The sequence below is a fragment of the Ignavibacteria bacterium genome (assembly GCA_025612375.1).
GTDB lineage: Bacteria > Bacteroidota > Ignavibacteria > Ignavibacteriales > SURF-24 > JAAXKN01.
Genome location: JAAXKN010000002.1, coordinates 26,610 through 44,007, shown reverse-complemented (window position 1 = coordinate 44,007; position 17,398 = coordinate 26,610). Strand labels below are relative to the sequence as shown.

The 17,398-nt window shown below is 44.8% G+C and carries 21 protein-coding genes and 1 pseudogene; 4 read left to right on the top strand and 18 right to left on the bottom strand.

What is annotated here, in order from left to right; genetic code table 11:
• Nucleotides 1-88: 88 nt before the first annotated feature.
• Nucleotides 89-1,093 (bottom strand): nucleoside hydrolase, encoded by a 1,005-nt coding sequence (locus tag HF312_01990; GenBank protein MCU7518955.1) that lies wholly within the window; start codon nt 1,091-1,093, stop codon nt 89-91.
• Nucleotides 1,094-1,454: 361 nt separating this feature from the next.
• Between HF312_01990 and HF312_01985 the strand changes: the two genes are divergently transcribed.
• Both HF312_01985 and HF312_01980 read left to right on the top strand, forming a co-directional pair.
• Entirely contained in the window at nt 1,455-2,180 is a 726-nt protein-coding gene (locus HF312_01985) for a PRC-barrel domain containing protein (GenBank protein ID MCU7518954.1), read from the top strand.
• Between the two features lie 99 nt (nt 2,181-2,279).
• Nucleotides 2,280-3,008 (top strand): hypothetical protein, encoded by a 729-nt coding sequence (locus HF312_01980; protein ID MCU7518953.1) that lies wholly within the window; start codon nt 2,280-2,282, stop codon nt 3,006-3,008.
• Nucleotides 3,009-3,037: 29 nt separating this feature from the next.
• On the opposite strand, the gene mug is transcribed toward HF312_01980, so the two are convergent.
• Nucleotides 3,038-3,604 carry a G/U mismatch-specific DNA glycosylase gene (gene mug, locus HF312_01975; protein ID MCU7518952.1) on the bottom strand — a complete coding sequence of 189 codons (567 nt, stop codon included), beginning with the start codon at nt 3,602-3,604 and terminating at the stop codon, nt 3,038-3,040.
• A 219-nt stretch (nt 3,605-3,823) separates the two neighbouring features.
• On the opposite strand from mug, the gene HF312_01970 reads away from it, so the two are divergent.
• Together HF312_01970 and HF312_01965 are read left to right on the top strand one after the other, a co-directional pair.
• Nucleotides 3,824-4,975 (top strand): DUF362 domain-containing protein, encoded by a 1,152-nt coding sequence (locus tag HF312_01970; protein ID MCU7518951.1) that lies wholly within the window; start codon nt 3,824-3,826, stop codon nt 4,973-4,975.
• A 9-nt stretch (nt 4,976-4,984) separates the two neighbouring features.
• Nucleotides 4,985-5,857: a hypothetical protein gene (locus tag HF312_01965; GenBank protein ID MCU7518950.1), complete on the top strand. Its 873-nt coding sequence runs from the start codon at nt 4,985-4,987 to the stop codon at nt 5,855-5,857.
• An 18-nt stretch (nt 5,858-5,875) separates the two neighbouring features.
• Here the strand turns inward: HF312_01965 and HF312_01960 are convergent, their stop codons facing one another.
• The 16 genes and pseudogenes from HF312_01960 to flgA form a co-directional block, all read right to left on the bottom strand.
• Complete coding sequence (locus tag HF312_01960; protein MCU7518949.1) at nt 5,876-6,538, bottom strand: response regulator; 663 nt, start codon at nt 6,536-6,538, stop codon at nt 5,876-5,878.
• Nucleotides 6,539-6,934 carry a response regulator gene (locus HF312_01955; GenBank protein ID MCU7518948.1) on the bottom strand — a complete coding sequence of 132 codons (396 nt, stop codon included), beginning with the start codon at nt 6,932-6,934 and terminating at the stop codon, nt 6,539-6,541.
• Between the two features lies 1 nt (nt 6,935).
• Nucleotides 6,936-7,709, bottom strand: a complete 774-nt coding sequence (locus tag HF312_01950) for an OmpA family protein (GenBank protein MCU7518947.1) — start codon at nt 7,707-7,709, stop codon at nt 6,936-6,938.
• A gap of 3 nt (nt 7,710-7,712) precedes the next feature.
• On the bottom strand, nt 7,713-8,570 hold the full coding sequence (motA, locus tag HF312_01945; GenBank protein MCU7518946.1) for a flagellar motor stator protein MotA: 858 nt from the start codon (nt 8,568-8,570) through the stop codon (nt 7,713-7,715).
• Nucleotides 8,570-9,298 carry a response regulator gene (locus HF312_01940; protein MCU7518945.1) on the bottom strand — a complete coding sequence of 243 codons (729 nt, stop codon included), beginning with the start codon at nt 9,296-9,298 and terminating at the stop codon, nt 8,570-8,572. The genes motA and HF312_01940 overlap by 1 nt, the downstream gene beginning before the upstream one ends.
• Nucleotides 9,298-9,540, bottom strand: a complete 243-nt coding sequence (gene csrA / locus HF312_01935; GenBank protein ID MCU7518944.1) for a carbon storage regulator CsrA — start codon at nt 9,538-9,540, stop codon at nt 9,298-9,300. The genes HF312_01940 and csrA overlap by 1 nt, the downstream gene beginning before the upstream one ends.
• Nucleotides 9,541-9,551: 11 nt before the next feature.
• A complete protein-coding gene (locus HF312_01930; protein ID MCU7518943.1) occupies nt 9,552-9,935 on the bottom strand; it encodes a flagellar assembly protein FliW in 384 nt (127 codons plus the stop codon).
• A gap of 9 nt (nt 9,936-9,944) precedes the next feature.
• Nucleotides 9,945-10,538 (bottom strand): annotated as a pseudogene (locus HF312_01925) (OmpA family protein).
• Nucleotides 10,539-10,618: 80 nt separating this feature from the next.
• The gene (locus tag HF312_01920; GenBank protein MCU7518942.1) at nt 10,619-11,398 is read right to left on the bottom strand and encodes a chemotaxis protein MotA; all 780 of its coding nucleotides are present in this window, start codon (nt 11,396-11,398) and stop codon (nt 10,619-10,621) included.
• Nucleotides 11,398-12,312: a hypothetical protein gene (locus HF312_01915; GenBank protein ID MCU7518941.1), complete on the bottom strand. Its 915-nt coding sequence runs from the start codon at nt 12,310-12,312 to the stop codon at nt 11,398-11,400. The genes HF312_01920 and HF312_01915 overlap by 1 nt, the downstream gene beginning before the upstream one ends.
• A 2-nt stretch (nt 12,313-12,314) precedes the next feature.
• The gene (gene flgK, locus HF312_01910) at nt 12,315-13,658 is read right to left on the bottom strand and encodes a flagellar hook-associated protein FlgK (GenBank protein ID MCU7518940.1); all 1,344 of its coding nucleotides are present in this window, start codon (nt 13,656-13,658) and stop codon (nt 12,315-12,317) included.
• A gap of 19 nt (nt 13,659-13,677) precedes the next feature.
• Complete coding sequence (locus HF312_01905) at nt 13,678-14,130, bottom strand: flagellar protein FlgN (protein ID MCU7518939.1); 453 nt, start codon at nt 14,128-14,130, stop codon at nt 13,678-13,680.
• A gap of 2 nt (nt 14,131-14,132) precedes the next feature.
• Nucleotides 14,133-14,984, bottom strand: coding sequence for a transglycosylase SLT domain-containing protein (locus HF312_01900; GenBank protein ID MCU7518938.1), 852 nt, complete (start codon nt 14,982-14,984; stop codon nt 14,133-14,135).
• Between the two features lie 26 nt (nt 14,985-15,010).
• The gene (locus tag HF312_01895) at nt 15,011-16,105 is read right to left on the bottom strand and encodes a flagellar basal body P-ring protein FlgI (protein ID MCU7518937.1); all 1,095 of its coding nucleotides are present in this window, start codon (nt 16,103-16,105) and stop codon (nt 15,011-15,013) included.
• A 50-nt stretch (nt 16,106-16,155) separates the two neighbouring features.
• The gene (locus HF312_01890) at nt 16,156-16,734 is read right to left on the bottom strand and encodes a flagellar basal body L-ring protein FlgH (protein MCU7518936.1); all 579 of its coding nucleotides are present in this window, start codon (nt 16,732-16,734) and stop codon (nt 16,156-16,158) included.
• Between the two features lie 4 nt (nt 16,735-16,738).
• Nucleotides 16,739-17,398: a flagellar basal body P-ring formation protein FlgA gene (gene flgA / locus HF312_01885; protein ID MCU7518935.1), complete on the bottom strand. Its 660-nt coding sequence runs from the start codon at nt 17,396-17,398 to the stop codon at nt 16,739-16,741.

Genomic DNA, 17,398 nt, shown 5'->3' with positions numbered 1-17,398 from the left:
CGCCACATTTTCTATCCGCGTTAGCGGATACCTATTTGTAGCAAATATGAAAAAATAATTTCAGAACCACGTAGTGGTTCCATATTCATCACATATTCCTTCCATTACGGTTTGAACCAAGATCCTGCCTTAACAGGCGATCAATCATGCGTTTAATAAATTCATCTTTATTTATTGAAATGCCTATTGAAGAGTTGGGCGCGCTCCCATCGTTTACCACCGTATAACCTTTATCTGTAATGGATATGGATGCCGCGCGCGTGGTAAAAAGATCAGGCCAGATCGCCATGGATACTGCAACGGCGTCAAAAAGCGTCGGATTGCCGTCTCCCCAGAGGGAATAAAGTCCTGTTATGGCGTTTGTAAGAGGGGACTGCCGCATAAGGAGCCTTGTCATATATTCCTTCGGCAGTCTTACTGTTGTAGTAATATCAAGTCCCGCAAGCGTGAGGTTTGAGCCGTCTTTTTCGGGAGCATTTTTCATGTACATTTTTGCCGCCTCGATATCCGCATAGACGTTCCACTCGGCATCAGTCTTTGGGCCCCCGTCGTAACCCATATAGTAAGATCCCAGCATGGAATAGATGTGCTTTGCAAGCCTTAAGGCTTCAGGGTCTTTTTTTATTACGTCGGCAATGTTTGATAATGGTGCAAGTGTGAATAGTATAACTTCATGGGGATACTTCCTGAGAGTTTCAATTATAAAGTCGGGTGCAGATTTTTCAATCGGCTTCAGAGCCTTAAAGCCTTCAGCCCAGTAGAACTGGTCGTTATAGATGCTTTTACCCGTATCCCGCCCTACAACCATCGGGGTCTCGCGCCCCACAACAACAGGTATCTCTTCCTTATGAATCATATAAAGCATCTTGCAGGCAATCTGCGCTCTTTTATCCGTCTGCCCGTTTTCCATAACAAGCCCCATGATCTCAAACTCAGGACTTGAAAACATGAGTGCCAGGGCAAAAGCGTCGTCAATATCGCCTCCCAGGTCGCAGTCAATAATAACCTTCTGCCTTTTAAGAGGCACATTTCCCTGCGGCAGGGCAATTCCTGATAAGATCAAAACCAGAAGAAAAGCTGAAATAACTCTCATAAAAAGTTTACTCCACACAGTTTCAGACTTAACATATCAAATCCCCTCTTTACTTGCAACAAGCATATTCCCTGGCCAATAGTGAGTGAAATCACGCATAATTTTGTCAATTTATCCGTAATTGTCTTTGGAAATGGAGACATCATAATCCCTTGCAAATTATATCTATCTTGGTTAAACTTTACACACAATATCAATGCCCTTACATTTAATGGGAAAGTCCCGGTATTTTATCCCAGTTATTACTTTCCCTGGTAGATATACCACTTACTCCTTTTCATGCCGGCTCATTTTAAGCTGAATATATTTAAATGCTCCAGGTGAGCAGAATCAAAATAGCTAATTCTTCAAGGAGGGCAGCATGTTACATAGCGTAAAAGAACTGGAAGGATACGACATCCTCGCTGCAGACGGGCAGATGGGTAAGGTCTATGAATTTTATTTCAGCGATTCCGACTGGTTTGTTCAATACCTGATCGCCGACATCGGGCATTGGCTATATGGCAAGTTTGTTCTGCTGGAACCGCAGGACCTCCTTCAGCCCGACCCGGAGAAGAAAATCTTCCCGGTCGTTCTTACTAAAGAACAAATTGAACAGAGCCCCGACATTTCTACTAAAAAAATCAAAGTCCACCGTAACGCCTATCTCGTTAATGAATACGGATGGCCCAATTTCTTTGAAACAAGCGAGAGCTTTTACTCCGACGTTGTCTCTGAATCCGAACTAAGTAAAGACGGAATCTTTAGACACGACGAAGAACATTACGACCCTCACTTGAGAAGTTCATGGGAAGTTACGGGTTTCAGGCTCCATGCTGTGGACGGGGAAATCGGTCACGTGGAGGACCTTCTCTTTGATGACTCAAACTGGAAGGTCAAATATTTGTGCGTAAACTTAAGAAACTGGCTCCCGGGAGGGAAAAAAGTCCTTATCCCTGTTATCCTCATCTCAAAGGTCGACGCCGAAGCGCAGTCTATCTATATCGGAATTCCTAAGGAGAAAATTAAAAACAGCCCGGAATTTCACCCGGCCAGCCTTAAGGACGCAAAGTTTAAGGAAGAACTGATGAAGTATTACACAGCCTGAGAGAAAGAACACTGCCGGCAATTGTTACTTCGGGCCAATGAGGCAGTCTTAAATGCAATTAAGAGGGGATTTTATAACCAAAAAATTAAAGAGGAAACGATGCCTGAAAGATTTTTTATCTCAGCACCCGCAACTGAGAAGACGGAAAGGAATGATGAACCTAATGGCCCTATCCCGGAATGCTTTAAAGATGAATTCCGGATGCTGAATAATGTTAAATTCACGCTTTGCACCAATACAGATATTGTTCAGTCACTTCCAACTTTTGTCCAGGCACTGGATACATTCGAAGGTTACGTTAATAAAATTTCAGGCATGTATAAAGACACAAGAGCCCGCCTGATAAAATTTACGTGCAGGCTCGCCACAGCAGTCAGTACATATGGCGTCATGACTGAAAACAATGAGCTGATATCAGAATCGTCTGTAGATGAGGATAACCTTGAAAACCAGAGCGACCATATTCTCTTGTTTAAGAGCAGCCGGATTTTAGAACACGCCCGGAAATACCTTCAGGCGCCTAATCCTTTCGGCATCTATCATGAAATTTTTGTCGAATGCGAAGACGCAATGGATAACTTCGGCTATGCAGCTGAGGGACCGGGCAGCACATTAATCGAGAAAAACAACTGGAAAAAAGAACACGACAGACTTTTTATAAATGCGCATGAGTTTCTGCAGGGTACACTGGACCGCCTGGTGGATTCAATTAAGGCAAAATACCCCAGGTTCTACCGCGAATACCAGAAATCCAAAATACTTGATAAACCAGTTATGCCCCCTGAGCCCGGTAAAACCGGCGAGGGAAGTTTCGGGGTGCCTTTTTAAAAGCCTTAAATTTAATGCAGAGCCTCTGTTTAACCCCTGGCGTGAACTGCAAGGTAAAGCTGCCTGAACAGTTCCACAAGCTCACTTTTCTGGTAATGGGCGTTCAGGCCGCTGGGGCTGGGTAATACCCAGACGCGTGTGCTGCCGATCTTCTTTTCCTGCAGTCCTGTTCTGGCATCGGGCACGTTAAAGGCTGTCCTGTATGCCCCTACTCCAAGTATTGCTATATATTCAGGTTTATACTGAAGAAGCTTGCCCTCTAAAACCTTTCCCCCTTCAATATATTCTTCACGGCTTAATTCATCTGCTGCTGCGGTTGCACGCTCAACCACGTTTGTAATGCCGTAGCCGTTTTTCAGCAGCTCCCTTTCCTCAAAAGGGGATAGAAGCCTTTCCGAAAAACCCGACAGATGCACTACCGGCCAGAAACGGTTGCCCGGCCGCGCAAAGTGATGCCCCACGGCAGCCGTATACAACCCGGGATTAATGCCGCAGAAGAGAACCTTCAGGCCGGGCGCAATTATATCCGGCACCTTTTTATTTACTGCCGCCTGAACCTCCTCTTTTGTAGGCCTGCGGTATTGCTCTTTTGCCATAGCTCATCCCTTTCTCTCTGGAGAAGTTTTAAGTTTTGAATTGTAAGTTTTAAGTTAAATATTTAACAAATTTATGCAATTTTTAGTTTTAATAACTAAATTTAATTACAAAGAAAATCCTTTATTGATCATATTCATTTTGTCTTCACTTTTTAATTTTTAATTTTTAATTATTTGTTCCTTCTCAGCAATTTACTCACATTTATAGAGATCAGACAAATGAACCGCCGCAAATTTTTTAAGCTCCTTACTCTTGGAGGCCTGGGAACAGCACTCTCTCCCGTCCTCCTGAAGGATATTTTCCCAAAGTCAGTTCTTTTGGAAAAACCTCTGACCAATATCGCTGATGCAATGAAATACCCAAGGACAGAATTTTCAATGCCCGGCCGCCTGCCCGGCAAAGTCGTACAGGTCTTACACGATAAGTGCATCGCAAATAACAAGATCGATTTTAATGCCGCAGATGAAATGCTGCGACAGGGTATCCTTAAGCTTACCGGAAAGTCCGACATCCCATCGGCCTGGCAAATGTTCGTCAAAAAAAGTGACATCATAGGCCTCAAGGTAAACCCGATCGGCGGCGCACTGCTTTCAACAAGCACTGAAGTGGTAAAAAGTGTAATTAACCAGCTTGAGGAAGCGGGCATACCTAAGAAAAATATTGTCATCTGGGATAGAAGAATGCCGGACCTGGAACAGGCAGGCTTTACTGAGGCTAATTTCCCCGGAGTCAGCATTAAAGCTACAGAGTTTAAGGATAAACAGGGAAGCTACTACGACGCAAACGGAAAACTCTATAGCGAAGATATGATAGACAAAAACTGGTACTACTGGGCCGACGTGGAGGAAAAGTACGACGCTGAGACTATCCCTTATATGACAAACGAGGGTAAGTACTCCTATTTTACAAAAATCGTAACCCAGCAGGTGGATAAAATTATAAATATCCCGATTCTTAAAAATGCCGGGGCTTCGGTTACACTTGCCATGAAAAATCTCGCCTTCGGAAGTATCTCCAATACCTCAAGGCTCCATAAAGAGCTCTGGGCCGAGACCTGCGCCGAGGTTTGTGCTTTTCCGCCCTTAAGGGACAAAGTCGTTCTTAATATTGCAGACGGTATAAAAGGCTGCTTCCAGGGTGGCCCCGAGGCTAAACCGCAGTTTTTTGCTGATTATAAAACCATTCTTTTCTCAACGGACCCCGTTGCCCTGGACAGAATTGGCTATGAAATTGTCCTGAAGAAAAGAATCGAGGAGAAAATCCAGAAGGCCGACTACCCGGCTGCCCGCAAATATATGGATCTTGCGCAGAACCTTGGCCTGGGAACGGCTGAACTTGAACGGATTCAGCTTGAAAAAATTACAATTTAAGGGATTAGTTTGAAAAAGAAAGTTTTTATTGCTTTTATTCTGTTGTTTCTGGCAGCATCAGCTCCTGCTTTCTGCCAGACTGATGAAATGCCCGGCATCAACCCTCAGGATTTACCGTCAGGAGAAATCCTCAGAAACGACTACTTCGACGGAAAGTCTCTCTGGGGCTATATAGACGGTGGTGCCGACGTTTACCTGGAATACGGATTCTCCAGGCTCCGCCTCCAGGAAGTAAATTATAAAAATCATCACTTTAAGCTTGAAGTATACAGGATGAAGGACCCGCAGGCCTCATTCGGTATCTTTTCAATCTCACGCTTTAAGTGCTCTCCTGCAGACTCTCTTCCGGGCTTTAACTGCATTTCAAATTACCAGACAGTGGCTGCACGCGACAGGTACTACATCTCGGCAATAAACGATAACGGGACAAATGAAGAAATCTTCCTTTCCAAGGAGCTGGTAAGGATAATTACAGGTAAAATCGCACAGGATTCAATTGAAATTCCCATGCTTTTTCAGAAAGACATTTTTCAGCCTTATAGGGGTGAACTGAAACTCTTCCACGGGAAGCTCGGAGTCCAGAATGGGTTTCCCGCCTGGAGCGATCAGTTCGACCGCTACGGGAATTTTTCCATGTACATTCTTCCCATTGAAACCTCTTCAGGCTACGCTTATATCGCAAAGATTAAGTTTTCCTCAGCCGTGGATATGAAGGACTTTCACGAAAAAGCAGGTTTTAAGAACCTTCCCGAAGCTCTATTATCTGTAAGCAAAAACGGGATTCTTAAGGCAATGAGGAAGACCGGGGATGATGAACTAGTCTATTTCGAAACAAATTATCCTTCAGCCGAAGCCGGGAAATTCCTTAAGGAAATAGACTAGTTCAACAAAGAGGAATATTTATTTGGAGTTTATTTTGAGCATTTTGCTGTCCGGCGTGTAGCTTACTATTTCCGGATTTTCAAGGTTGATCAGGGCCTGTACGAACTTCTTTATCCTTTCAATCGATTCATTTATAACATAGAAGTCCTCGTCAGGCTTTTTCATTTTAGCCGTCTCCATCTCGGCCTCAAGGCTTTTAAGCGACATGATAAGGCTGCTTAAGGGGTTATTTATCTGATGGCCTATCGTACATGCCATTTCCACCAAAGCCTTATTATGCTCAATGCTTTTCAGTTCATTCTGAAGGTTATGAATTCTTATGCCGGAACGTATCCGGGCCAGAAGCTCCTGGTTCTCAATAGGCTTTACAAGAAAGTCGTCGGCCCCGATGTCCAGCCCCGTCACCCTGTCCTTCAGAGATGCCCTTGCCGTAAGAAGAATGAAATAAATCAGCTTATATTTATCGTTTTTCTTGATAATATTGCAAAGCTCAATACCGTCCATTACAGGCATGGTCCAGTCCGCTACAACTACCTTCGGCATATAGCTGTCCAATAGCTCCAGCGCCTCCTGCCCGTTATTGGCAGTCTTCACCTCATAGTTATTCTTGCTCAGGAGGCGTTCCAGAATAAATCTGGTATCTTCCTCGTCCTCTACTATTAGTATCTTATCCTTATCCATCTAGTCCACTATCATTTTGTTAACTTTATTCAACAAATCATTATAATCAATTATCGGTTTTACAATATAATCATCTGCCAGACTCTCTTCAAAGTAGTTATTTGGCCCGACATTTTTTTGGTATGCCGTAACCAGAAGTATAGGAATTCCGGAAAACTGCTCGTTTTGCTTGATAAAGCGGGAAAGTATAACGCCGTCTACTTTCTCCCCGTTCATATAGGTATTTTTAAGGTTGATATCCATAATGATGAGGCAGACGTTATCCTCTTTGATCTTTTCAATAAGCAGGTCACCATCTTCAATGGTAGTGGTCTTATATTTTGTTTTGGAGAAAAGGTACTTGTAGAATTCCTGTGTAAATGGATCGTCTTCAACAATAATGATATTCTTTTCCATTTTATTTCCCTGAATATTTAACGATGATGCTTATTCTTCGGTTAATTACGTCAAGTGGGTTTTCCTTGTCCCTGAGGCGTTTGTCGGCGTAGCCGCGTACCTCGTCAATCTGTTCCTGTCTTACGCCTGCCGATGTAAGGGCACGCCTGGCTGAATTGGCCCTTTCAGCGCTAAGTTCAAAATTTGTGTATCCTACGCCGTTTCCGCTGTATGGACGTGAGTCTGTATGTCCCTCAATTACAATCTTGTTCGGGAGCTTGGACACTTCAGCCCCTATTTTCTTTATTATCGAAAGCGCTTTTGGCTTCAGCTCCGAGGTGCCTATCTCAAAGAATATGTCGTTGAAGGATTCCATGATCTCAATTCTCATCCCTTCATCTATAAATTCAATTTTCACCTGGTCAACCAGGTCCTTGAATTCCGGGGCCTGCGACATCTCGTTGTAAAGGGCCTGCCCCATGCGGTTCAGCCTCTCCTTTTCCACCTCCTTGGCTGCCATTTCCGACTGCACTTTGAGGCTCACGGGCGAAGGGCCCTTGCCGTCTAAGATAAACTTTCCTTTTTTATTGCTGAAACCTACGGGATCCTTGAAGTAGCTTGAAACCGACTGCTTTACCTGTTCGCTCTGACCTAAAATCCAGAGCACTATAAAGAGGGCCATCATGGCCGTCACGAAATCCGCATAGGCTACCTTCCAGGCTCCGCCGTGGTGGCCTTCATGAGATTTTTTCTTTTTCTGGATTATTATGGGACCCTGCCCCTCTTCAAGACCCATATGTTATTCTTTTTTTCCTCTGATATAGTTTTCCAGTTCGCTGAAAGAAGGGCGTTCGTCGGTAAATATGGTCCTGCGTGCAATTTCAACTGCAATAATAGGGGGGTTACCCTTTGCATAAGCCACTATACAGGCTTTGATTGTCTCCAGATACCTTATTTTATGTTCCAGGTTGTGCTCAATATTTGAGGCTAAAGGACCTACAAAACCGTATGCCATGAGTACGCCGAGGAATGTACCTACCAGAGCCGAGGCTACGTGGTGCCCCACTGTTTCTGCCCCGTCGCTGATGGCACCCATGGTAACGATAATTCCAAGCACTGCGGCCACAATTCCAAGTCCCGGAAGGGCGTCGCCTGTCTTGCTTAAAACACCTGCAACAGGCTTTTCTTCCATTTCATAGGTTTCAATTTCCGTGTCCAGCAGGGCTTCAATCTCATGCGGCGGCACGCCGCCTGAGAGCATGACCTTCATTGTATCGCAGAAGTAGCTCTTTGCAAATTTATCGTTAATAAATCTCTTGTTGCGTGAAAGTATGTCACTTTCCTCCGGCTTTTCAATGTGCTTTTCAATTGCAATAAGGCCGTCTCTTTGTGCAACAAGAAAAAGATCGTTGAAGCTCTTTAACAGTTCCAGGTAATCTTCCTTGCTGTAACCCTTAAAGCTGATTGCAGAAGGGATTGCGGCAATAATTTTTTTGATGAGAGCCAGGGGAGCCGTAATAAGAACACTTCCCAGGGCTGCACCGCCGATAACAAGAAATTCTGCGGGCTGAATCAGAAGCGGAATCTGCCCGCCTGCAACTGTAAAGCCAACCAGAACTGAAACCAGCACCACAACAAAACCGATAATAACGAACATTACTTTTTATCCTGCGACATGTTGATGTTTTCAATTTCTTTGACCATGGAAAAGATCTGTCCGCACTTGAGCTTTATGAATGACCAGTCGGATTCCCCCTGTGCAAGCTTATCCTCCACTTCGCCGCTTAAGGCTGTAAGCGACTGATAGCCTATTGTACCCCCGTTTCCCCTTATCTCGTGCACTACCATTTTAAGCATGTCTTTGTTTTTTGCATTAAGGGATTCTTCAATCCTTTTCTTTTTATCGGGAAAGCTGCTCAGGAAAAATCTCACCAGGCTCTTTTGTATGTCGGACTTCTCATTTTCAGAGATTATTTTCTTCTTTTTTGATTTTGAGAGGGTTTCACTGCCCAGAATCTCATTTACATACTTAATTATCATCTCTTTCTGCAATGGCTTTGAAAGTACCCTTTCAGCTCCTGCTTCAACTGCAGCCAGCACATTGCGCCTGTCTGTATTTGCACTGATGACAATAATCGGAATGTGCCTTAAGTTATCCAGAACTTTAATTACCTGAAGCATCTTGAGCCCGTCGAAGTTAGGCATCATAAGATCGAGAAAAATCAGGTTCGGCTTAAATTCCGCTGCTTTTTGAAGTCCTTCCAGGCCGTCTGTGCAGGTAAGCACTTCAAGATTGTAATCTTCAAAGAATGTCTTCAGTGCGTGACGTATAACATCCGAATCATCAACTACCAGAATTCTTATTCTATCTGTTTGCTGTTCCATTACTTTTTAACTTTATTAACTCTTAGTTTTGTCAAATCTACAGAAAGCTTTTCTTTACTCTTCTGTGATGCCTCGATGGCATAATCGCGTACTTTCTCATATACTTCGCCGCGCAGGATTTTTACCTCGCCCGGAGCGTCAATTCCGATTTTGACCTGTGTGTCAGAAAGCGCAACAATTTTCACTACAATATCACCATTGATCCTGATCTCTTCATTCAATTTTCTGGTTAAAATTAACATTGCTCATCCACCTAATTTTCTTTGAACAGAATATAATCAATAGGAAGCTCATCTTCATCTAAAATCTTCTGAAATCCCGATTTTTCGTCCTGGTTTATGTATACCGGGGCTTTCATGTTAACTGTAATTTTGAGGGGGTCGGGGTCGAGTTTTACTATGCCGAAGGCCTCAAATCCCTCCGGCCCGGGGTATTCTTCCATCAATACACGCGTCGAAAAGAGAGGGAAGACGAGTTCCGGCTCATCAATTGAAGTAAGCCACAAAAACAGCTCCGAGCCGGAATTGATCAAGAGATATTTCTTATAGCTCTCAAATCCAAGGATCCCATCCTTGAAATGGATAATCATAGATTCGTCAAACTCAACTTCACCAAATTGATTCGTATTAATTTTCATCTTCTTACTTTATTTGTTTAATATTACAATATCTACACGCCTGTTGCTCCGCCTGCCCTCAAATGTGGTATTCGTTGTTACAGGCCGGTACTCCGAATACCCCACAATCGATACCTTGTCGGGCGATAGGTCCTGCTTGTTAATCAGGTAATATGCCGTATTTAAGGCCCTGCTTACCGACAGGTGCCAGTTAGAAGGATATGAAGGCGAACTGATAGGAATGTTATCAGTATGCCCTTCAACCCTGATATCATTCGGCAGATTCTTCAGGAGCGAGGCTATTTTCATTAAAATTACGCGTGAACTGTCATTTAACTCGGCCGTTCCGGAAGGGAAAAGAATGTCATCCAGAATGTGAATGATTATACCCCTTTCGTTTTCTTCCAGCCTTATGGAGTTATTTAGATTGTTTTCATCAACCAGATTCTGCAGGCTGTTTTTCAGGTTTCCGGCAGAATGCTGCTGGGGAGCCTTTATGCCGAACTTGCCGGTTGGCGCCGCATCATTCTGCATGCCGAAAGCGCTGCCTACGGCTTTCATCAGTTTCTGATATTTAAGAGTATCTACATTCGAAATAGCATAAAGAATTATAAACAGCCCAAGCAGAAGTGTAATCAGGTCGGCATAAGTTATAAGATATCTGTCCTTATCGCCCTCTTCCTGGAACAGGGATTCGCCTTCTTCTAACTGGCGAGGATTTTTTCCTGCTCTTTTTGGGGAAGCATGCTTATAAGTCTGGCTTTCACCACCGAGGGTATATCGCCGCTCTGAAGAGCCAGCACTCCCTCCAATGATATCTCCATCATATGTTTTTCTTCTAAATGACATTGCTTTAATTTATCACCAATTGGTAACCAGATAAGATTCGCACTTAAAACTCCCCATAACGTGGCTATGAATGCCGAGGCAATGTTGTGTATTAGGCTGTTCGGATCGCCGCCCGCCTGCGCCAGCGTCATAACTAGTCCCATTACAGTTCCCAGTATTCCCATAGTGGGAGCATAACCACCCATTTTAGTAAAAATAAATATATTTGACAAATGCCTTTCCTGCATGGCTTTCGTTTCCGCGTAGGCTATGTTCTGAAGGCTCTCGGCATCCGTCCCGTCTACAAGCAGGCGTACCATTTTTCTGGTGTAAGGCGACTCAAGTTTCTCCAGCTGGTGCTCCAGTGAAAGGAGCCCTTCTTTTCTGCAGATGATTGAAAACTCTATAAAATTTAAGATCAGTCCCTTTACGTCATACTCCGGAGGAAAATAAGCCAGCCTGCCCAGAGAAAAAATCTTACTGAACCTGTCAAACCCGAAACCTATTATTACGGAAGCAAAAGTCCCGCCGAATACAACAATAAGCGGGGGCAGAAGGAAAAGCGCCTTCATGGAGCCTCCTTCAATTAAGAAAGCCCCAAAAATCGAGAGTACCCCGAGTATCAGTCCGTTTATTCCTCCCAGTTTTTTCAGCATTACATGTAATCCAGAAGAGACTTGGGTAAAATCATTGACGACATTTTATAGGAAAGCTCAAGGTAATACTGCCTGTTCTGCAGGTCAATTACAGCCCCGGCCGCGTCCACATCCTTTTCCTTCGAAAGCAGCCCCTTTAATTCAAGCTGCTGGCTGTCCGTAAGCTCGTGCGTCGAACTAAGACGGTTTATTGTGTCTCCTGCGGTTGTAAGCTGCTTGGCAAGGCTGTCCTGAAACGCTTTTACGGCGCTAACATCACTGTCCGAGGGAGCCGTGCCGCTTTGAAAACTGTTTTTTACGCGCTGCAGCGTGTTAAAAATATCATTGTATGTGCCGCCTGCCGGATCAGTTGATACAGGGAGCGTTCCGAAGAGGTCGGCACCGGGAATGTTGGCTGTCATTTCCATGTACTTGCTGATCCTGGTTTTCTGCTGACCAGCCGTGGAGGCAACGTTCTGTTCAACCCGTGTCCCGTTTAAGCCGTAAGGTTTTGACGAAAAATCGGTTCCCCCGAAGAGGTATTTGCCGTTAAATTCACTGTTGGCAAGATCCATCAGCGTAGTCATCGTCTGGTCTATCTGCTTGGCGTAAGACTCATAGTTCGTAACATTTACAGGGTTGATGGCATTAGTAAACAGAACAAGTGTATCCTGAACTTCATTCTGCATCCCTTCCAGAACAGTAGCTGTGGTCTGCATGAAAGCCTGGCTGTCTTCAATATTTTTTGTATAGGTTTCACCGCTCTGCAGCTGCTCCTGCAGCCTTAAGACCCGGGAGATCCCGCTCGGAGAATCCGAGGGCTTGTTGATCTTTGAACCCGAGGCTATCTGCGTCTGAAGTTCCGAGACCTGCTCCTTATTCTTATTAAGAGAGGCCAGATAGTTGGCTGAGAGTATTGAATCTGAAATTCTCATTTTTATACCATGTTTAATAAAGTCTCAAGCATTTCATCGGCAATTTTAATGAGCTTTGCAGAAGCGTCGTATGACTTCTGGAATTTTATGACGTTTGTCATCTCCTCGTCAATTGAGACTCCGGAGTACGAGGCCTTCTGATTATTCAGCTGGTCTAAGACAAGCTGATTTGACTCTGAGCTCTGCTCGTTTAATTTCTTCTCTGTGCCTATGCCGCTGATGAAAGAATTGTAGTATTCGCTTATGGTCTTTCCGCCTATTTTCCAGTTGTCTGCAAGCTTTGCAATTTCAACCGCCTTGTCCGAATTGCCGTCATTTCCCAGGGCACCTGAAGCTGCAATGGCATTCGTGTCATGAGTAAAGCTGAGGACACCTTCGGAATACCCGGTAAAGAAGTCACCCTGAGGGGCACCGTTAAGCCCGTAGCCTGTACGGTGCACGGAATTTACAGAATCCATTATATTCCGGGCTATTGTGTTGACACTGTCCTGATAGCTGGAAAGCTGATTGTTATAGAGGTCCATGCTCGCATAGATCTCCCCGCCGGAAAGCTGCGCCGTGGTACTCCCGTCATCAGTTGTAAGCGAAAGTTTCCCGTTTACGTTGGCTGCCTTAAACTTGGTGGAACTGTATTCATCCACGGCAAAGACGCCGCCGATGGAAATGCTCACCGAACCCTGGTCATCAGTATGAGAGTTTATGTTAACCAGCTTGCTTAAGGCGTCTATTGCCTTGTCGCGCCTGTCAAAAAGATCATTAGCCGACTGGTTTGCAACTTTGGCCGATTTTATCTGACGGTTTAAGCTCTGGATCTCCTGAATTGTAGAGTTTACTTCCTCAACTTTTTCAGTTACCTGTCCGTTCAGGTCGCTCCTTAAAAGCCCTACACCATCATAAATGCTCTTAATTTTACTGCTGAGGCTGTCAGTTGCCTGAAGAACGCTGTTCCTTAGCGGGGTAGAGTTAGGCGTTGAGGCCAGCTCGTCCCATGAGCTGTAAAAAGAAGATATTAAATTTGACAATCCCAGGTCTGAAGGTTCAGAAAACAGGGTTTCCACCTGCCCCAGGACCTCCGAGCGCTTGTCAACGTCGGCAAACTTCTGGTTATAGGTCCTGACCTGAACGTCCGTCAGGTTGTCTTTAATCCTGGCGATGTCATCAATTTTAACGCCTGCACCAAAACTCCCGTTTGTTGTTGTCTCAGAACGCTCGCTTCCGAAGACAACCCTCTGCCTGGCATAGTCGGGACTGTTCGCATTAGCCACGTTATGCGAGGTAACGTCGAGTGCTCTCTGGTAAACCCCGAGGCTGCGGCTTGAGATGTCAAATATCCTTGAAAGGCCCATTTTCTTTAATTTTTATTGATTAAACTTTTTTATCCAGTAACGACCTGCGGGCATTAAGTATTGCGCTCACAGTGTCTTTTATAAACGCCCTTGAATTTTCAATCAGGAATTTGTTCTGCTGATTTACCATCGATACTCTCGTAATCAGCTCCCTTAATTCCTTTTCAGTCAGGGCAATCTGCTTCTGCGATCTTATGTCCAGCATTCCCTTCGTATTTTCCACGAACTCGGAAAGCTTGAATGTCTTGTTTGAAATTGAATGTCTTTTATACAGCTCTGAAAGTACTTTAATTCTTCCTTTTTCCCCTTCTGTAACAAAAGACAGGGCTTTTTCCTCTTTTACAATCGATTCCTCAAGTCCCGCGTAATCGAAATTTACGAGTGCCCTCTGCTTCTGCAGGGCAGCGTCAAGCAACGAGGTGAGGTTGTTTTTCTGATTCACCAGTGATGTTGTAAGCTCTTTTACTTCCATTTTTATCCGTTTAGATGCTTTAAATACCCCATGACGCGGGATATATAGTTTCTGGTCTCGTTAAAGGGAGGAACCCCGTTATACTTTTCAACATTTCCGGGACCCGCATTGTAAGCCGCCAAAGCGAGCTTTAATTCCCCATTATATTGTCGAAGCAATCCGGCCAAATATTTAGTGCCGCCGTAAATATTTTCTTTTGGATCCCATACATTTTTAACTCCCATGGAGCTTGCCGTTGAGTCCATGAGCTGCATTAGCCCTTTGGCATTCGAAACAGAGCGCGCTTTTGCGTTTCCGGCTGATTCGGCCAGGATAACCGAACGGATTATATTTGAATCCACGCCGAAATCCTTTGAGGCCTGCTCAATGACTTCATCAAGCTTGCCGATCCTGTTCATGGAGCTTTGGGAAGGCTCAACTGCAGGATTATTATTCGCACCCTTTATGTGTATAGGTTTTGCGTCACTTCCGGAACTGCCATCCTCTGTGGGGTTGGTTTTGGATGAGGCGTTATGGTCTGAAACTTTTTTTACGGGAAGCCCTGCACCTGTCTCAAGATCCTCCCCTGTAAGCTTTTTATAAAGCTTTGCTGCAACACCAAGGCTCTGGTTTTTTGAAATGTACGAAGAAAGTTCACCCTCAAACAAAGTTTCAAACGTATCGCCGCCATAGCTTTCATCGCCGAAAAGCCCACTGGTGGTTTTCGTCATCGATTTAAGCATCATGGAAGTAAGAAGGCTTTCAAAGTCCCTCGAGGCTTTGGCAAGCTTTTCCTTCTCGGCGGGAGAATACCTGTTTGTAATCTCCGGAGTCTTGCTTATGTGTTTTTCATCGTTTGTTATTTTCAGGTCCATGGTTCTCTTTAGCCTGGAGTTTTTTGTTACATTATTACCAGTTCTGCTACAAGTGCCCCTGCTTCCTTTAATGCCTGGAAAATGGCAATTATGTCTCTTGGGGCTACCTTAAGGGAATTGAGTGCCGCAGCCACTTCCTGTACAGTAGCCGCCCCGCTTAAGGCTACAGCCTTGGTTGAATCTTCCTGCTGGTAAGGTACAAGATTATTAAAGAATATTGTGGATCCGTTGGAAAACGACCCCGGCTGCGAGACTACCGGGTAAGAACGGATGTTGATGCTCAGATTGCCGTGTGAAATCGTAACAGGGAGTATCTTTACATTGCTTCCTGCAACAACCGTCCCCGTTCTTTCATTTAAGACTACCTTTGCCGTTACGTCGCTCTGTACGGGTATCGATTCAATCTCGGCAAAAAAAGCCGCCATGTTGTTCTGCTTGTCCTGAGGCACCTGAACCGTTATCTCGGCCGCATCAAGAGCCTTTGCAATTTCACTTCCCGACTTGCCGTTAATTGCAGCGGCGATGTTGTTTGAAGTTGTAAAGTCCGGATCCCTCAGCATTATGCTTACGGTCTGCCCGGCATTTTTGTTCACAGATACGGCTCTTTCCAGAATTCCGCCTCGCGGGATCCTGCCTGTAAGCGTGTGGTTCTTGGAGACCCTTCCGCCTGAAGGCGTGTTGACGTCGTATCCCCCAACCGATATAGGACCCTGCGCAAATGCATATACATTACCGTCCAGGGCCGACATTGGCGTCATAAGAAGAACCCCTCCCTGAAGGCTTGTTGCGTCACCCATGGATGCAACCGTAACGTCAAATTCAGCCTTTTCCTTAAGACCCCCGTTAAGCTTTGCCGTAACCATTACGGCAGCCACGTTCCTGGTCTTCATGTCTGTCTGCGGAACCGTAATTCCGAACCTCTTCAGCATACTTGAAACCGACTGTATGGTAAAGCTGGAGCGGTAGGTGTCGCCCGAGCCCGGAAGGCCTACAACAAGCCCGTAGCCCAGTATCTGCTCCGAACCTGTACCCTTGAAATAGGCAATATCCTTGATCCTCTGCGCATGCAGCGTCTCAAAGGCAAGAAGCAAAGATAAAATGATTATACTTTTAATTTTCATTTTAATTCCAGACAGATTTATTCAGGTTTTATAATCTTTTGCCCCGGGGCTTAAAAAAGCCAGTGCAGAAACTTTGTAAGCCAGCCCGGCTTCTGGCTGTCGTTTATGAGGCCGTTTCCTTCAAAAGTAATAACCGCCTCCGAAATATTGTATGAAAGCACAGAGTTGTCCGCCATTATATCGGAACCCCTTACAACGCCCTTGATCGTAACCAGCTGCTCTTCACCGTTAATTACAATTTTCCTGCTTCCTCTTATCAAAAGGTTGCCGTTCGACATAACAGAATCAATTGTAGCGCTAATCTTTGTCTTTATCAGCCCGGTTGTCTTGGTCGAGCCCGAACCGCTGAAATCGTTCTTTGCCCCTATTCCCAGCTTTACCTCGGGAACAGTTGTCGTCCCCGCACCAGCACTCCCGTTAAAGCTTACGTCAGTCGACCGTCCGGCCTGTGTCTCGGCATTGTTGGATGCCTGAGAAGATTCAACAACAATTATTGTAACCGCATCGCCAACCTTGTTGGCCTTCTGATCGGCAAAGAGTGAATAGTAGGAATTCTGCCTCATGTCCTGCGCAGATATCACTGCAGAGAGGCTTAATACTGCACACACAACCGATAATAAACGTTTCATAATTTTACTCTGCAATTTTTACACTGTATTGATCGATAACCCTTGCCCTGAAAATCTTTTTCTCAGGAGTCATGATCCTGATCACTTCCCCCACACTGCCATCCTGACGCGCCTGCGCGTCAAATGATATTTCCACATTTCCTTTAACTGCAAAGGCCGTCACACTGTCGCCTCTTTTAACGACAGGCATGGCCTGAAGCTTTTCCTGAATTAAGGCTTCACCTTCTTTTATGGTAAGCTTCGCCTTCATGTGCTCAATGGCGCCAGCTTCACAAACAGGAACGCCCCTCAGCTTTGCCACCTCCAGCGTCTTAAGCTCAAAGTCCTCAGGCTTAAGCTCACTGCCGGCAGCAAATAATTTCTTTGCTGTGAGGACCTTTTTATAAAGGCTTAACTTCAGGCTTACAAACGACTGTGAGGTTCTTTTATCCCTGCCTACTAAAACAACAGGAACGTAAGCCGTGCTGCCGCTGACCTTAATCTCTTTTACAGTATCTATAACTATTGCCTCACCCATAGGCGTAAGCGGCTTTGATGTAATTTCAAAACTAATCTTCTCATAGCCCTGAAGCTTTTTGCTTAAGAGCTTTCCAATTTCTTCTTTCAGGCTGTCCCCGGCCTGAAGAGTGAAAACAAAAGGGATGAGAAGATAGAGTAATTTCAT

What these genes read in the sequence shown, in the direction of transcription:
- HF312_01990 (MCU7518955.1), bottom strand. Translation starts at nt 1,093, where the DNA reads ATGAGAGTTATTTCAGCTTTTCTTCTGGTTTTGATCTTATCAGGAATT.
- HF312_01985 (MCU7518954.1), top strand. Translation starts at nt 1,455, where the DNA reads ATGTTACATAGCGTAAAAGAACTGGAAGGATACGACATCCTCGCTGCA.
- HF312_01980 (MCU7518953.1), top strand. Translation starts at nt 2,280, where the DNA reads ATGCCTGAAAGATTTTTTATCTCAGCACCCGCAACTGAGAAGACGGAA.
- mug (MCU7518952.1), bottom strand. Translation starts at nt 3,604, where the DNA reads ATGGCAAAAGAGCAATACCGCAGGCCTACAAAAGAGGAGGTTCAGGCG.
- HF312_01970 (MCU7518951.1), top strand. Translation starts at nt 3,824, where the DNA reads ATGAACCGCCGCAAATTTTTTAAGCTCCTTACTCTTGGAGGCCTGGGA.
- HF312_01960 (MCU7518949.1), bottom strand. Translation starts at nt 6,538, where the DNA reads ATGGATAAGGATAAGATACTAATAGTAGAGGACGAGGAAGATACCAGA.
- HF312_01955 (MCU7518948.1), bottom strand. Translation starts at nt 6,934, where the DNA reads ATGGAAAAGAATATCATTATTGTTGAAGACGATCCATTTACACAGGAA.
- HF312_01950 (MCU7518947.1), bottom strand. Translation starts at nt 7,709, where the DNA reads ATGGGTCTTGAAGAGGGGCAGGGTCCCATAATAATCCAGAAAAAGAAA.
- motA (MCU7518946.1), bottom strand. Translation starts at nt 8,570, where the DNA reads ATGTTCGTTATTATCGGTTTTGTTGTGGTGCTGGTTTCAGTTCTGGTT.
- HF312_01940 (MCU7518945.1), bottom strand. Translation starts at nt 9,298, where the DNA reads ATGGAACAGCAAACAGATAGAATAAGAATTCTGGTAGTTGATGATTCG.
- csrA (MCU7518944.1), bottom strand. Translation starts at nt 9,540, where the DNA reads ATGTTAATTTTAACCAGAAAATTGAATGAAGAGATCAGGATCAATGGT.
- HF312_01930 (MCU7518943.1), bottom strand. Translation starts at nt 9,935, where the DNA reads ATGAAAATTAATACGAATCAATTTGGTGAAGTTGAGTTTGACGAATCT.
- HF312_01920 (MCU7518942.1), bottom strand. Translation starts at nt 11,398, where the DNA reads ATGCTGAAAAAACTGGGAGGAATAAACGGACTGATACTCGGGGTACTC.
- HF312_01915 (MCU7518941.1), bottom strand. Translation starts at nt 12,312, where the DNA reads ATGAGAATTTCAGATTCAATACTCTCAGCCAACTATCTGGCCTCTCTT.
- flgK (MCU7518940.1), bottom strand. Translation starts at nt 13,658, where the DNA reads ATGGGCCTTTCAAGGATATTTGACATCTCAAGCCGCAGCCTCGGGGTT.
- HF312_01905 (MCU7518939.1), bottom strand. Translation starts at nt 14,130, where the DNA reads ATGGAAGTAAAAGAGCTTACAACATCACTGGTGAATCAGAAAAACAAC.
- HF312_01900 (MCU7518938.1), bottom strand. Translation starts at nt 14,984, where the DNA reads ATGGACCTGAAAATAACAAACGATGAAAAACACATAAGCAAGACTCCG.
- HF312_01895 (MCU7518937.1), bottom strand. Translation starts at nt 16,105, where the DNA reads ATGAAAATTAAAAGTATAATCATTTTATCTTTGCTTCTTGCCTTTGAG.
- HF312_01890 (MCU7518936.1), bottom strand. Translation starts at nt 16,734, where the DNA reads ATGAAACGTTTATTATCGGTTGTGTGTGCAGTATTAAGCCTCTCTGCA.
- flgA (MCU7518935.1), bottom strand. Translation starts at nt 17,398, where the DNA reads ATGAAATTACTCTATCTTCTCATCCCTTTTGTTTTCACTCTTCAGGCC.